The organism is Klebsiella sp. LTGPAF-6F, assembly GCF_001753185.1.
Lineage (GTDB): Bacteria > Pseudomonadota > Gammaproteobacteria > Enterobacterales > Enterobacteriaceae > Klebsiella > Klebsiella michiganensis.
The window spans coordinates 3,851,343-3,865,922 of sequence record NZ_CP017450.1; the positions used below are offsets into that span (position 1 = coordinate 3,851,343).

At 58.4% G+C, this 14,580-nt stretch carries 14 protein-coding genes; 6 read left to right on the forward strand and 8 right to left on the reverse strand.

Annotation, left to right across the window (positions count from 1 at the left end; translation table 11 throughout):
* Positions 1-8 precede the first annotated feature (8 nt).
* Genes BJF97_RS17970 through BJF97_RS17980 form a run of 3 tightly spaced genes read left to right on the forward strand, consistent with a single transcriptional unit; the run spans position 9 to position 4,080 of the window.
* Positions 9-773 (forward strand): fimbrial biogenesis chaperone, encoded by a 765-nt coding sequence (locus BJF97_RS17970; RefSeq protein WP_032694916.1) that lies wholly within the window; start codon positions 9-11, stop codon positions 771-773.
* A gap of 2 nt (positions 774-775) precedes the next feature.
* Positions 776-3,106, forward strand: coding sequence for a fimbria/pilus outer membrane usher protein (locus tag BJF97_RS17975; protein ID WP_032694917.1), 2,331 nt, complete (start codon positions 776-778; stop codon positions 3,104-3,106).
* 14 nt (positions 3,107-3,120) lie between these two features.
* Positions 3,121-4,080 (forward strand): Csu type fimbrial protein, encoded by a 960-nt coding sequence (locus tag BJF97_RS17980; protein ID WP_025106131.1) that lies wholly within the window; start codon positions 3,121-3,123, stop codon positions 4,078-4,080.
* A gap of 384 nt (positions 4,081-4,464) precedes the next feature.
* On the opposite strand, the gene BJF97_RS17985 is transcribed toward BJF97_RS17980, so the two are convergent.
* From BJF97_RS17985 to yobA, 3 genes are read right to left on the reverse strand one after another with little or no spacing between them, the layout of a single operon-like run.
* Positions 4,465-4,803: a YebY family protein gene (locus BJF97_RS17985; protein ID WP_004103344.1), complete on the reverse strand. Its 339-nt coding sequence runs from the start codon at positions 4,801-4,803 to the stop codon at positions 4,465-4,467.
* A gap of 16 nt (positions 4,804-4,819) precedes the next feature.
* The gene (gene copD, locus BJF97_RS17990) at positions 4,820-5,689 is read right to left on the reverse strand and encodes a copper homeostasis membrane protein CopD (RefSeq protein ID WP_014229837.1); all 870 of its coding nucleotides are present in this window, start codon (positions 5,687-5,689) and stop codon (positions 4,820-4,822) included.
* A 4-nt stretch (positions 5,690-5,693) separates the two neighbouring features.
* The gene (gene yobA / locus BJF97_RS17995; protein WP_014229838.1) at positions 5,694-6,068 is read right to left on the reverse strand and encodes a CopC domain-containing protein YobA; all 375 of its coding nucleotides are present in this window, start codon (positions 6,066-6,068) and stop codon (positions 5,694-5,696) included.
* Between the two features lie 135 nt (positions 6,069-6,203).
* Between yobA and BJF97_RS18000 the strand changes: the two genes are divergently transcribed.
* Positions 6,204-6,434, forward strand: a complete 231-nt coding sequence (locus BJF97_RS18000; protein WP_004103351.1) for a DNA polymerase III subunit theta — start codon at positions 6,204-6,206, stop codon at positions 6,432-6,434.
* Between the two features lie 78 nt (positions 6,435-6,512).
* Positions 6,513-7,172 (forward strand): exodeoxyribonuclease X, encoded by a 660-nt coding sequence (gene exoX, locus BJF97_RS18005; protein WP_014229839.1) that lies wholly within the window; start codon positions 6,513-6,515, stop codon positions 7,170-7,172.
* A gap of 6 nt (positions 7,173-7,178) precedes the next feature.
* Here the strand turns inward: exoX and ptrB are convergent, their stop codons facing one another.
* The 3 genes from ptrB to BJF97_RS18020 all read right to left on the reverse strand — a co-directional run bounded on the left by ptrB (position 7,179) and on the right by BJF97_RS18020 (position 10,545).
* A complete protein-coding gene (ptrB, locus tag BJF97_RS18010) occupies positions 7,179-9,239 on the reverse strand; it encodes an oligopeptidase B (protein WP_014229840.1) in 2,061 nt (686 codons plus the stop codon).
* Positions 9,240-9,372: 133 nt separating this feature from the next.
* On the reverse strand, positions 9,373-10,053 hold the full coding sequence (locus BJF97_RS18015; protein ID WP_032694920.1) for a tellurite resistance TerB family protein: 681 nt from the start codon (positions 10,051-10,053) through the stop codon (positions 9,373-9,375).
* Positions 10,054-10,197: 144 nt separating this feature from the next.
* Complete coding sequence (locus tag BJF97_RS18020) at positions 10,198-10,545, reverse strand: YebG family protein (protein WP_032694921.1); 348 nt, start codon at positions 10,543-10,545, stop codon at positions 10,198-10,200.
* Positions 10,546-10,680: 135 nt separating this feature from the next.
* On the opposite strand from BJF97_RS18020, the gene purT reads away from it, so the two are divergent.
* Entirely contained in the window at positions 10,681-11,859 is a 1,179-nt protein-coding gene (gene purT / locus BJF97_RS18025) for a formate-dependent phosphoribosylglycinamide formyltransferase (RefSeq protein ID WP_032694922.1), read from the forward strand.
* Between the two features lie 43 nt (positions 11,860-11,902).
* Here purT and BJF97_RS18030 read toward each other — a convergent pair whose 3' ends face one another.
* Entirely contained in the window at positions 11,903-12,544 is a 642-nt protein-coding gene (locus BJF97_RS18030; protein ID WP_004103368.1) for a bifunctional 4-hydroxy-2-oxoglutarate aldolase/2-dehydro-3-deoxy-phosphogluconate aldolase, read from the reverse strand.
* Between the two features lie 37 nt (positions 12,545-12,581).
* Complete coding sequence (gene edd, locus BJF97_RS18035; protein WP_025106126.1) at positions 12,582-14,393, reverse strand: phosphogluconate dehydratase; 1,812 nt, start codon at positions 14,391-14,393, stop codon at positions 12,582-12,584.
* Positions 14,394-14,580: the final 187 nt, after the last annotated feature.

Here is a 14,580-nt window from a genome sequence, read left to right on the forward strand (position 1 = left end):
GGTTAACTATGATTCGCTGTAGCTTTGCGCCGTTTATATTCGCTTTATTGCTTCCCTCATCCGCGCTGGCCGCCAGCTCCGTTCTGGTATGGCCGATATTTCAAACGATCGAAAGCCACGAAACAGGGTCTGAACTGTGGCTGGAGAATCGCGGCAGCGCGCCGGTTAATTTGCAGCTGCGCGTGTTTGCCTGGGATCAAAAAGCGTCAGCGGACGTCTACGCCGATCAGCGGGATGTTGTCGCCAGCCCGCCTTTTACCACGGTAGCGCCGGGGCAGCGCCAGCTGGTGCGGCTCATGCGCGTCGCCCCCATCGCAAACGGCAAAGAGCACTCCTATCGCATTGTTATCGATGAGATCCCTGCCGCGCAACCCGCGGCGCAGACGGAACAGAACGCCGCCGGGCTGAAAATGCGCATGCGCTATGTCCTGCCGCTGTTTACCTATGGGCAGGGCGTCACGCCGCTAAAGAACGCGGGTTCAGTCGAACCGGTAAGGGCCACGCTGCGCTGGTCGCTCTCGCAGCAAAATAACCGCCAGACGCTGTGCATCGAAAACAGAGGCAATCAGCACGCGCGCCTCAGCGCGGTTTACTGGGCGAACGCGAGCGGCAAGGGGCGCATTCCCCAGGCTAATGGTCTTCTCGGCTACGTTCTGGCGCAGAAAAAGAGCTGTTTCCCGAGCGCCGGAAACGCTTCCGTGCCGTCAGGAATGCATCTGTTCGCGAAATTAACGGATAACGGTCAGGCGGTGGAAATTCCGGCGAATCGTTAAAAATGAGAGATCTGAAAAGGACGGCGTCCGGGGGGCTGATGGCGATGGCGTCGGTAACGGCCTGCGCCGCGACCTATGATTCCCTGCCTGCGCCTGCGGCATCCTACGGCGAAAAGCAGGAGTACGAGCTGTACCTCAGCGTATCGGTCAACGGCAATATTCTTGCCGGCGCCGTTCCGGTAAAGGTCAACGCTGGCCACTACTGGATCGCGGCCAGCGTGTTGCAGCAAGCGCATATTCCCCTGCAAACCGGCGACGCGCTGGTTGATGTGACGACGCTACCCTCGGTGAAAGTGGAATATGACCAGCCGGGTCAGATCCTCAAGCTCCAGGTTCCGGACAAATGGCTCCCCGAGCAGCACATAGGGGGGACTACGGAACAACCTGGCCAGACCGCGATAAGCAGCCCGGGAATTTTATTTAACTACGACGCTTACAGCCTCTTTTCATCCGGCGGTTCGCAAACCACCAGCACCTTCACCGAAACGCGCCTTTTCGGCCCGCCGGGCGTCCTTTCCAATAACGCCGTGATTCGGCAAAACTGGTCTTCGACGGGCTACGAGCAGCAGGGCTATATGCGCTACGACACCCTATGGAAGTACAGCGATAGCGACCAAATGATTAGCTACCAGGCCGGGGACGTGGTCAGTAACGCCCTGACGTGGAGCAGTTCCGTGCGCATGGGGGGGCTACGCCTGAGCCGCAACTTCAGCGTTCGCCCGGATCTGGTGACATATCCGCTGCTTAACTTATCCGGCAGCGCGGCGGTTCCTTCAAGCGTCGATCTGTTTATTAACGGCTATAAGAGCAGCTCTGCGCAAATCAATGGCGGCCCCTATACGCTGACCAACGTTCCCTGGATCAGCGGCGCCGGCGAAGCCACCGTAGTGACTACCGACGCTCTGGGTCGCCAGGTCTCCACCAGCATCCCTTTTTATGTCTCCAATACCCTGCTGCGGGAAGGACTGAGCGATTTTGATTTCACCCTCGGCGCTCTGCGCAACAACTACGGTATCAGGAATGCCGATTATGGCGCCGGCGCGGTAAGCGCTATTTATCGCTACGGATTCAACAACTGGCTCACGCTTTCGACGCATACCGAAGACCGCGAAGGGTTAACCAATGCCGGCATTGGCAGCGATATCGGCGTGGGGAATCTGGGCACCCTCAGCCTGTCGGGCAGCGCCAGCCGTGGCGAGGGAGACGGAAACCAGTTCACCTCGGGTTACTCTTACTATGGCAGTAGCTGGGGAGTGAGCTATCAACATATCCGCCGCAGCGCCGGCTACGACAACCTCAGCACCTATGGGTCTACCGCCACGCTCAGCCGTCAGTCAGACCAGGCCACGCTGAGCCTGAGTCCGTGGGGACGAACCCTCGGTTCTTTTAGCATTGGCTACTTTGATATCAAAGCCGAGGATAATTCGCGCACCCGGCTGCTGAACCTCTCCTGGAGCCGCGGCCTGTGGCTCAGCAGCAGCCTCAGCCTGAGCGTCAACCGCGATCTGCAGGAAGGTAGCTACGCCAGCATGCTGCAGGTCATCATCCCTTTCGATTCGCAAACCTCTGTCCAGCTAAGCGGCCAGCGCGCCAGCGCCGGACAATGGGGAGAAAATATCAGCGTCAGCCGCTCTGCTCCGGCAGAAGGCGGGCTGGGCTGGAACCTCGCCCATTCGATCGGCGGCGATAACTATAGTCAGGCGGATCTGACCTGGATCAACCGCGTGTCAACGCTGAGCGGAGGCTACTACGGGTCGCGCGACGATCGTCACAGCTGGTTTGAGGCCGCGGGCTCGGTGGTGCTGATGGATAACAGTCTGTTTTTCGCCCGGCAAATTAACGACGCCTTTATCGTCGTCTCCACCGGCAACTACCCGAATATTGCGGTGAATTATGAAAATCGCAAAGTCGGCGTGACCGATAAAAATGGTCATCTGCTGATCCCGTGGGCGACGGCGTGGTATCCGGGGAAAGTCACCCTCGATACGCTACCGCTGCCAACGGACACCGAAGCTCTGACGGTGGAGAAACGCATCGCCGTGCGCGAAGGCAGCGGAGCGCTGGTCGATTTCCCGGTGAACCGCGTGCGCTCGGCAACCCTCGTCTTCGTCGATGCCAGGGGGCAACCGCTGCCGGTCGGTACGCCGGTCGAGGAGGTTAACAGCAAGCAGCGCGGCCTGGTGGGCTATGACGGCGTAGTCTGGTTCTCGCATCTTGGACGCCACAACGAAGTCAAAATAAACGCCGGAGAGCTTCGATGCAGCGTCCAGTTCGAACTTCCGTCCTCAACGCCGGTTCCGCAGCGGATAGGTCCGGTCAGCTGCCCCTCTTAACAACGGAGATAACGTTGAAAAGTATTATCCTCGTATTCGCGATGCTCTTAGCGCTCGGGCAAGCCAGCACCGCGCTGGCCGCCTGCAGTATCAAAACCAGTGCGCCAGCGATCGGCCCGGTCGATTCCTTTGCGCTCAACAGCGCGCCTCAGGGCGTGATGGCCGGCGCGGGGTTTTACTGCACCCCGGAACTGGTGGCGCTGAACTCAACCAATACGTTAAGCGCCACTCTGGCGTCGGCCAACAAGAGCAACGGCGTTCCGCGGCTGCTTAATGGCGCGGGCGATGCCATCCCTTATAGCGTCTGTTCTGACGCCTCGTGCTCGCCGGCCTATCAGGACGGCGGCGTGATTAGCTGGTCCAGAACAACGCTGCTCGAACTGCTGGGTTTATTTAACTCAAGCGATGGCACCATGCCGCTCTACTTCAGAACCACGCCGGGAGCCAACGTCCCCGCCGGTACCTATACCGATGTGTTAACCATCACCTGGGTGTACCGATTCTGCTACGTCGGGCTCGATCTGCTGGGCATTAAGATATGTATTCCGAATAACGGAACCCTGACCTCTACGGTCAACGTGTCGGTGAAGGTGACCAATGTTTGCTATATCGACAGCGCGCCGGACGTCGAATTTGCCTCTGCCGCCCTTCCTTCCGGTTTTAGCCACTACAGCGGCCAGCTTGCCATCCGCTGCACTAAAAACGCGGCCTACACCGTCAACCTCGCCAGCACTAACGCCAGCGTCGGCGACTGGCGGCAGATGAGCCAGCCCATTGCGAACCAACCAACCGCCTGGCTGCAGTATCAGTTTTACCAGCCCAACGGCAGCGCCTGGACGGAAAGCAACAATCTCAGCGTAACCGGCTCCGGCGCCGCGCAGTCCGCGAACTACACCCTCAAGATTAACCCGACCCAGAGCAACCAGCCTGCGGGAACCTACAGCGATACCGTACTGGTGACCGTGAGCTACTAAAACGTTAGCAGACGATTTTTTGTAAAAGAAATGTTTAGGAAATTATTGTTGTGGTATAAGAAAAAAGCCCCGAAAAAAGCGACTGGGGTTTTGCAATGGAATCTGCGGTTTGTGAAAAACAGATAAAAAGAGACCGAACACGATTCCTGTATTCGGTCCAGGGAAATGGCTCTTGGGAGAGAGCCGTGCGCTAAAAGTTGGCATTAATGCAGGCTAAGTCGCCTTGCCTTATAAGAATAGTTTACCGTGTCAGGTTTTCCAGTCCGCGACAAAAGTGGACGAATAATTCGTATCAAAATTGCTGATGCCAACAAAAAACCGCCACGCCCGGTATCGGGGGATGGCGGTTTTTTTCATGTAAATACAGCGGGATGCAGGCGGCGCTCAGCAGAGCTTCTGCGCGCGCTCAATAAAGGGCGCCAGGCTCATTTTTTGTCCCGGCTGCTGCGGATCGTCAATCTGGATCACAGAAATCGGCTGCGCGTTGGTTTTACCGTCTTTCATCTGCTGTTCGGCGATGTCGTTTAGCGGGTACTGCACCAGGGTACTGGGATTAATGGCGAACAGCGCGTTGCCCGGACGGCAGGTCAGCATCACCTCTTCACGGTTAAACGCCCAGCTCTCCTTACCCACCTCAAAGCGGCTTACGGTAATCACCTGCGGTGCCGCCAGCGCAGCGCCAGAACTTGCCAGTAACAACATTGTCAGAACGATTTTTTTCATGATTTAACCAGTTTATTCAGAAAGGTTCCCAGGTGGCAAACAGGCTGACGGCAAACAGCGCCAGCGCCCCCAGCGCAATTTCTATCTGCGTAGTGCGCACGATGAGCTGCTCCGCTCGCGTTCCGCCTGCCGACATGCGTGGCACCAGAACATACCGGTTCACCAGCGCAATTGCCACCATTGCCGCCACCAGCGCACATTTGAACAACAGCATACGCCCCCAGGGCGAGGCGCTGATAAGTCCGCCCTGGATCAGCAGCGCATTTACCACGCCGCTGGCGATGGCGCCGGCAACCGCCAGATGCCCGTAGCGCGAAAAACGCATCATGGTGCAGATGGCCGCCTGCCGCCAGCGACCGTGCGCCAGGCGAAGACAGTAGATAAACGGCAGCAGACCGCCAAACCAGCTGGCCACGCAAAACAGATGAAGCGCATGGTTGGTTCGCTGCACTATCCCCAGCCAGCCATCGTTCATTGCGGCATGCCCGACGCCGGCCAGCAGCAACAGCTGAGCGCAAAACAGCACCAGCAGCAAACGTCCCGGTCGCCGGGGCTTCAGCCAGACCACCGCCAGCGCCACAAAGGCGAGTAAAATTTGCCATACCCACACGCCGCCAAACTGCGTCCCGGCCACCGCCTGCCAGATAGCCGGCTGCCAGACGTCCGGCCAGCCGTTGCCCATCAAGCCGCCCTGCGCCATCAGCATCAGCAGCGCCGACAGCGCGCTTGCTGATAATAAATAGCGCATCAGCGGATAGAAGCGCTGCATCATCAAACGACGTAGGGCCACCGGCGCCCACCATGCGCCGTAGAGGACGCAGCCGAAAGCGACAATCAGCGAAATGAAATGGATAAAGCGTAAGCTGACATAGACTCCACTCAGCATTGGCTTACTTCACGGTAAAGGTGTATTGCCCTTTCGTCTTGTGGCCATCTACGGAGACCACGTGCCAGTTAACGGTATATTCGCCCGGCGTCAACGCCTGCTCAACCGGTACCGTCAGCTGAGCCTTATTGCTGTCGCTGCGGACGGGTTTACCGAGGGTGATGGTCTTCTGCTGCGGCCCGGTGAGGGTTACGCCGCTAAACTGCGTTTCGATGCCTTCGGAGAAGTTCAGCGTCAGCGCCTGCGGTGAAGCGTTCACCACGGTATTGGCCGCCGGAAGCTGTTGTTGGAGATGGGCGTGGGCCGATGCGCCTGCTGCGGTCAGGCAACCGGCGAGAAACAGAGACAGACGCAGCGCGCGTCCGGCGATGATTGGCATAGTTGTCATTCCTTTTTGTTATGTATGTAGCACAGAGAATAACCCTGTATAATGGCGCAGTCGAGCTAAGCGTCTGAGACTTGCCTTTTTGCCGCGTGCTTAGTACTTTTTGCGGCGTTATCAGAGGAGAAACCGATGGAAAAGAACCTGGCTAAACTATCCCAGGAGGAGATGGACAAAGTGAATGTCGATCTCGCCGCGGCGGGCGTCGCGTTTAAAGAACGCTACAATATGCCGGTGGTGGCTGATTTAGTCGAAAGAGAACAGCCCGAGCATCTGCGCGGCTGGTTTCGCGAACGTCTGATCGCCCATCGACTGGCCTCCGTTTCGCTCTCTCGCCTGCCCTATGAACCGAAACAGAAATAATTCCCGTCCCCTGCGGACATCCACGTTGGCAAGACCCGCGCATTCTATTACGCTGGTTTCTTTGGCCTGGAGCGAGCCATGCTGCGCGTAATCGATACAGAAACCTGCGGATTGCAGGGAGGCATTGTTGAAATCGCCTCGGTAGATATTGTCGACGGACACATCACCAATCCCATGAGCCACCTGGTTCGCCCCGACCGGCCTATCAGCCCGCAGGCGATGGCGATTCACCATATCACCGAAGAGATGGTCGCCGATAAGCCGTGGATCGAGGAGATTGTGCCGCTGTATATGGGCAGTCCGTGGTATGTCGCCCATAACGCCAGCTTTGACCGCCGGGTGTTGCCGGAAATGCAGGGCGAGTGGATCTGCACGATGAAGCTGGCGCGCCGCCTGTGGCCAGGCATCAAGTACAGCAATATGGGGCTGTATAAATCGCGCAAGCTCAGCGTCGCGACGCCACCGGGACTGCATCATCACCGGGCGCTGTACGATTGCTATATCACCGCGGCCCTGCTGCTCGATATCATCAACACCTCCGGCTGGACGCCTGAGGAGATGGCGACCATTACCGGCCGCCCGGCGCTGCTCTCCACCTTTACCTTCGGCAAATACCGCGGCAAGCCGGTCTCGGAAGTGGCGGAAAACGATCCTGGCTATTTACGCTGGCTGTTTAATAACCTGGATCGCATGAGCCCCGAGCTGCGCCTGACGCTGAAGCACTATCTCGGGGAGTAATCGGCGCTATACCTCCGCCTGGCCCGGCAGCGTCCCCTGCGCCAGGCCAATCAGAAACGCATACTCCAGCGCCACGCCTTCATAGCTTTTGAAGCGGCCGGATTTACCGCCGTGGCCGGAATCCATATCGGTACACAGCAGCAGCAGGTTATCGTCGGTTTTCAGCTCGCGCAGTTTTGCCACCCATTTTGCCGGCTCCCAGTATTGTACCTGCGAATCATGCAGGCCCGTGGTGACCAGCAAATGCGGATACGCCTGAGCCTGCACGCCGTCGTACGGGCTGTAGCTTTTCATATAGCGGTAATAGGCTTCATCCTGCGGATTCCCCCACTCTTCAAACTCGCCGGTGGTCAGCGGAATCGACTCATCGAGCATGGTGGTGAGGACATCGACAAAGGGAACCTGGGCCACCACGCCGTGGAAGAGCTCCGGCCGCTGGTTCACCGCGACGCCCATCAGCATACCGCCGGCGCTGCCGCCCATGCCGTAGCAAAAACGCGGATCGCCGTAGCCCTGCGCCAGCAGCGCATCGCAGACGTCGAGATAATCGTTGAAGGTATTTTTCTTGCACAAAAACTTACCGTCTTCGTACCACTGCTGTCCCAGCTCGCCGCCGCCGCGAATATGGGCGATAGCGAACACAAAGCCGCGGTCGAGCAGGCTCAGGCGGCTGGCGCTGAAATCCGCATCCATGCTTGCGCCATAGGAGCCGTAGCCGTACACCAGCAGAGGGCTGGCACCTTTGCGGAAATGTTCGTGACGGTAGACCAGCGAGACCGGGACTTCGACGCCGTCGCGGGCGTTGATCCACAGATGCTCGCTGCGGTAGTGGCTGGCATCGAACCCTTTGACTTCCTGCTGTTTCAGCACCCGCCGCTCGCCGGTATTCATATCCAGCTCAAACAGCGTATCCGGCGTCGTCATAGAGGAGTAGCCGTAGCGCAGGCGGGCGGTTTCCGGCTCCGGATTATAGGCAAGCCAGGTCACATAGGCCGGATCGTCAAAGGCAATGCCCTGGGACTCTCTTGTCTTACGATTGATCTGACGCAGGCTGGTCAGCCCGCGCTGGCGCTCTTCCACAACCAGCCAGTCGGTAAACAGGGTAAATCCTTCCAGCATGACTTCGTGACGCGGCGCGATCAGGGTCTCCCACTGCTGCTCATCGCGCAGGGTAGTGCGATAAAGGCCGAAGTTCTTACCCTCACGGTTAGAGCGCAGATAGAAAGCGTGCTGATAGTGATCGAGGCTATATTCATGATCTTTACGCCGCGGTAGAAAACAGACCGGCTCGGCGTCGGTCATTTCCGCATTGAGCAGCAGCACTTCGCTGGTGGTCGCGCTGGCCAGATAGATCACCACAAACTGCTGGGAAGTCGTTTTGTGCACGCTGACGTAAAAAGTATCGTCCTGCTCTTCATACACCAGAACATCCGCACTGGCCGGCGTCCCCAGACGGTGGCGCCAGACCTGATACGGCAGCAGCGTGGTGGGATGTTTGCGCACGTACCACAGGGTCTGCGAATCGTTACTCCAGGCAAAAGCAGGCGAGACGTTCTCCAGCACTTCCGCAAATTGCCGGTCGTCGTTTAAGGGAAAGAAGCGCAGGCTATACTGGCGTCGGGAGAGATAGTCTTCCGCCACCGCCATCAGGCTGTTGTCGGGCGAAACGCCTAATCCGCCGAGGGTATAGAATTCGCTGCCGGCCGCACGCTGGTTGCCGTCAAGCAGGACGTCCCATTCATCCCACTCCTCTTTGACTACCGGCTGGCGTTGATAAATCGCGTACTCGCAGCCCGGCTCGTAGACCTGACGGTAGCGATAGCCATTTTTGCTGTAGGGGGCTGACACTTCGCGCTGCGGAATACGGTCGATAATCTCCTTGAGTACCCTGTCCTGCAGGCTACTTTGCGAAGACATCACTTTTTTGCCGTACTCATTTTCCTGGCGCAGATAATCCAGCACTTCCGCCTGCGAGCGATCGTCATCGCGCAGCCAGTAGTAATTATCGATTCGCGTGTCGCCATGTAATGTCATGGCATGGGGGATCCGTTTCGCTTTTGGTGGCATCTGCTTATTCTTCTGCGGCTTGTATTGAGTACTAAAATTTTCAGGCTGCTTCAAAGCAGCCTGAAGGGTGACGTGACTACACAATATATAAGGGTGGCAAAAGTCGCCAGCGATGCAAGCGAAACGTGCGGATTTAGAGCGTTACGGCCTGTTTTTGCGCCTGAATATCCCGTTCGATATCCTCACGCACTTCCTGCGGGAGCTTCAGCGCTTCGCCGAGGGCGTTCAGATAGCTGCGTTCCATAAAGTGGTCAATATCAATGACCGCGCAGCTGATATAGTAAACTTCAAGCGCCTCTTGCTCGCTGCTGATGCCCTGCGCCAGGCTCTGCGGGTCGAGGGGCTGCGCCAGCGCCCGGTCAATTAACACCCGGGCCTGGACGTCGACGTTTGCCGCACGCAGCTGCTCTTCGATATTTGCCCGCTCGCGTTCGTCAATATGTCCATCGCTTTTGGCGGCGAAGACCAGCGCCATAATCAGCCGTTCGCTGCGGGCGTCGAGTTCGGCCGGTGCGGGAGATGGCGCCTGTGCGGGCGCGACATCAGCCGATGCCTGCTGCGCGCTGTCGCGCATCTTCTGCTGATATTTATTCCATAAAACGCTGCCCGCAACCGCGCCGCCGCCGACCAGCAGCGCGCCGGTGCCGTATTTGGCTAACAGCTTGCGCGATGATTTGCTGGCGACCAGCAGCCCGGCCAGCCCGCCGAGCGCGCCCGGCAGGAGTAAATTTTTGCCGCTTGATTGATCGTCAGATGAAGAAGACCGCCCCTGCTGACCCAGCAGAGACTGCAGTTGATTAAGCCAGTTAGCCATACATTTCCTCGTTGCGCGATAAGCGATACCACCAGCCTAAACGACGCGACGTCAGGAAACGTTATCGGCAGCTAAAGATGAGCAAATGTCGTGCCGGGAAACGCGGGAGCCTGCCGCCAGAAGCGCTGGCGACAGCAGCGTAGCTCAGGCCGCTTTCGCTTTGCGCGGCTTCGCCGGCGCCGGGGCTTCAGATTCGACGACGTCGTCGGTCTTGTCGCCCTCTTCTGCTTCTGCGCGATCGGCTGGCGCCTCGGCTTCCGGCAGCTTACCGGAGCGCAAAATATGGTTGAGAGTGTCTTTACGTTCGGCCAGCCACATCGCCATGCTATCGCGCTGCTCTTCATCGAGCGTTAGCGGGCATTCAACCAGCCAGTCGTTCAGTACTTCCGCCAGATCGAGCATTTTGTCATAAGCATCGGCCTCTTTTTTGCTGGCAAAAGACATTTTTTCCTCACCTTCGCGAATCACTACATATTTAATTTCAACCGCCATGATGCAGCCTCTCAGTACTGTATTTTTATACAGTATATCAAATTTCTTCCCCGAACTCAAATGACGCGCATAAAGACATGCGCAAACGTTTTCGTTTATAATGCGGCGCATGTTTTTTTACTGCGGAAGAGAGTTATGACTGTATTAGGTACGGCGCTGCGCCCTGCGGCAACAAAGGTAATGCTGTTAGGTTCCGGCGAACTGGGTAAAGAAGTGGCCATAGAATGCCAGCGCCTGGGAATTGAGACCATCGCCGTCGATCGTTACCCTGACGCTCCGGCTATGCAGGTCGCACACCGTTCGCACGTCATCAATATGCTGCACGGCGAAACGCTGCAGGCGCTGATTGAGCAGGAAAAGCCTGACTTTATCGTGCCGGAAATCGAGGCCATCGCCACCGATACACTGGTCGCGCTGGAGCAGGCCGGGCAGAAAGTCGTCCCCACCGCGCGCGCGGCAAAGCTCACCATGAATCGCGAAGGGATCCGCCGCCTGGCCGCTGAAGAGCTGAAGCTGCCGACCTCCGCCTACCGTTTTGCCGACAGCGAACCCGCCTTCCGCGAAGCCGTCGCCGGGATAGGCCTGCCGTGCATCGTCAAGCCGGTAATGAGCTCATCGGGTAAAGGCCAGAGCTTTATTCGTTCCAGCGAACAGCTGGCTGACGCCTGGCAGTATGCGCAGCAGGGCGGCCGCGCCGGAGCCGGACGCGTTATCGTTGAAGGCGTGGTGAATTTTGATTTCGAGATTACCCTTCTCACCGTCAGCGCCGCGGATGGCGTACACTTCTGCGCGCCGGTCGGTCATCGCCAGGAAGATGGCGACTATCGTGAATCCTGGCAGCCGCAGCAGATGAGCGCGCTGGCGCTGGAACGCGCGCAGGAAATCGCCCGTCAAGTGGTGCTGGCGCTGGGCGGCTACGGCCTGTTCGGCGTCGAACTGTTCGTCTGCGGTGATGAGGTGATTTTTAGCGAAGTCTCGCCGCGCCCGCACGACACCGGTATGGTCACGCTGATTTCACAGGACTTATCCGAGTTCGCCCTGCACGTTCGCGCCTTCCTCGGCCTGCCGATTGGCGCGATTCGCCAGTACGGCCCGGCGGCCTCGGCGGTGATCCTGCCGCAGCTAACCAGCCAGAACGTCACTTTCAGCAATATTCAGGCCGCGGTCGGCGCGGGGCTGCAGCTGCGTCTGTTCGGCAAGCCTGAAATTGACGGTTCGCGTCGTCTGGGCGTGACGCTGGCGATAGCCGATAACGTTGAGGAAGCGGTTGCGCGCGCCAAAGCGGCGGCGGCGGCGGTCGTGGTCGCAGGATAAAAAAGCCCGGTCGCAGACCGGGCCTCTGGTGAGTGCGCGAAGATTACTTCGCGCCTTCTACCGCCTCACGAGCCAGTTTGGTGATACGGTCATAATCACCGGCTTCCAGCGCATCCGCCGGCACCAGCCAGGAGCCGCCGATGCACAGTACGCTGTTCAGCGCCAGATAGTCGCGATAGTTCGCCGGAGAGATGCCGCCAGTCGGGCAGAAGCGAATGTGCGCGAACGGGCCGCCAATCGCCTGCAGCGCTTTCACGCCGCCGTTTGCTTCCGCCGGGAAGAATTTGAACTCTTTCAGACCATACTGCATACCCAGCATCAGCTCGGATACGGTGCTAATCCCCGGGATCAGCGGAATGGTGCCTTCGCCGGTCGCCGCTTTCAGCAGGGATTCGGTCAGGCCAGGGCTGATAGCAAACTGCGCGCCCGCTTCGGTCACTTCTTTCAGCTGCTCAACGTTGGTGACGGTACCGGCACCGACAATCGCTTCCGGGACTTCTTTGGCGATCGCGCGGATAGCGTCCATCGCGCACTCGGTACGCAGGGTCACTTCCAGTACGCGTACGCCGCCTGCAACCAGCGCTTTCGCCATTGGCACAGCGTGTTCCAGCTTTTTCACCACGATTACCGGTACTACCGGACCGGAGGTGAGGATTGCTTCTGCAGTTGTTTTCCAGTTTTTCATCAGATTTTCTCTCGCCAGATCTATAAATCGAATCGTCTTAAAAATTGATGCAGGTTGCGCCCTGTTCTGCTCCGGAGAGTTTCTCACGCAGCGCACCGAACATTTCCCGGCCGGTTCCCACGCGCGAACCGCTCAGGTCAGGAATATGCGCCTGACGCGCGGCCAGCTCTGCGTCATCGACCAGCAGCGTTAGCTCGCCCGTCTGGCCGTTGACGCGGATGATATCGCCATCGCGTACCTTCGCCAGCAGGCCCCCATCGTACGCTTCGGGCGTCACGTGGATCGCCGATGGCACTTTGCCTGATGCGCCGGAGAGACGACCATCGGTTACCAGCGCAATTTTGAAACGGCGGTCCAATAATACACCAAGTGGCGGCATAAGTTTATGTAATTCTGGCATGCCGTTCGCTTTTGGCCCCTGATGACGGACGACAACCACGCAATCTTTGTCGAGCAGCCCCGCTTCAAAGGCGGGCAGTACGTCATGCTGGCTCTCGAAAACCACCGCAGGAGCTTCAATAATCTGGTTTTCAACCGGCACGGCGGAGGTTTTCATGACCGCGCGTCCGAGGTTACCGCTCAGCACTTTGGTGCCGCCGTGGCGAGAGAACGGTTTGTCAAACGTGGCGATAACCTGTTCGTCCAGCGGCGCGGTCGCCCCTTCGCGCCAGTCAAGTTCGCCGTTATTAAGCCAGGGCTCCATGGTGTAGCGAGAGAGGCCGAAGCCGGCCACGGTGTGAACATCTTCATGCAGCAGGCCGCCTTTCAGCAGCTCGCGCACCAGCACCGGCACGCCGCCAGCCGCCTGGAAGTGGTTAATATCCGCCGGGCCGTTCGGGTAGAGGCGCGCCAGCAGCGGCACCACGTCAGAGAGATCGGAGAAATCATCCCAGTTAATGATAATCCCTGCCGCCCGCGCCATAGCCACCAGGTGCATGGTGTGGTTGGTAGAGCCGCCGGTTGCCAGCAGCGCGACAATCCCGTTGACCACCACTTTTTCATCAAACATTTTGCCCAGCGGCATCCACTCGTTACCGTTGCCGGTCAGGCGGGTCACCTGGCGGGCGGCGGCGGCGGTCAGCGCTTCGCGCAGCGGCGCATCCGGATGCACGAATGACGATCCGGGCAGCTGCATCCCCATAAACTCAACCACCATCTGGTTGGTATTGGCGGTACCGTAGAAGGTACAGGTGCCAGGCGCATGGTAAGACGCGGCTTCGGACTCCAGCAGCGCCATACGATCCACTTTGCCTTCCGCATAGAGCTGACGAATGCGTACTTTTTCTTTATTCGCCAGGCCGCTGGCCATCGGCCCGGAAGGGATAAAGATGGACGGCAGGTGGCCGAACGACAGCGCAGCCATCGCCAGGCCGGGGACAATTTTATCGCAGACGCCGAGGTAGAGCGCGCCGTCAAACATGTTGTGCGACAGGCCAATCGCGGCGGACATGGCAATCACTTCGCGGCTGAGCAGCGACAGCTCCATCCCGTCCTGCCCCTGCGTCACGCCATCGCACATCGCCGGAACGCCGCCGGCGACCTGGCCTACCGCGTTCGCAGAGTGCAGCGCTTTGCGGATAATGTCCGGATAGCGCTCATAGGGCTGGTGGGCGGACAGCATATCGTTGTAGGAGGTAATGATGGCGATGTTATTGCGCAGCATGCTTTTCAGCGAGGCTTTGTCATCCGCCTGGCAGGCGGCAAAGCCGTGGGCCAGGTTACCGCATGCCAGCTGGGCGCGATGAACGGTGTCGGTTTTGGCCTGGTTAATCCGGGCGAGGTAGGCTTCGCGGGTATCGCGCGAGCGTTCGATGATGCGATTTGTTACCCGTAACATTTCAGAATTCATAAAGGCTCCTCAAATTTCATCTGTCCGGCCGCAGCGCTTTAGCGGTACTTTTAGGGGCTTAGGGCACCAGTACTGGGGCTCAGGGGCAAAATATCTGCAGGCAGTGTAATAAAAAAAGCCCCGGGGGTGAATCCTCCGGGGCTTAAAAGATTAAAAATTACGCGACTTGCTGCGTCAGATCATGTTA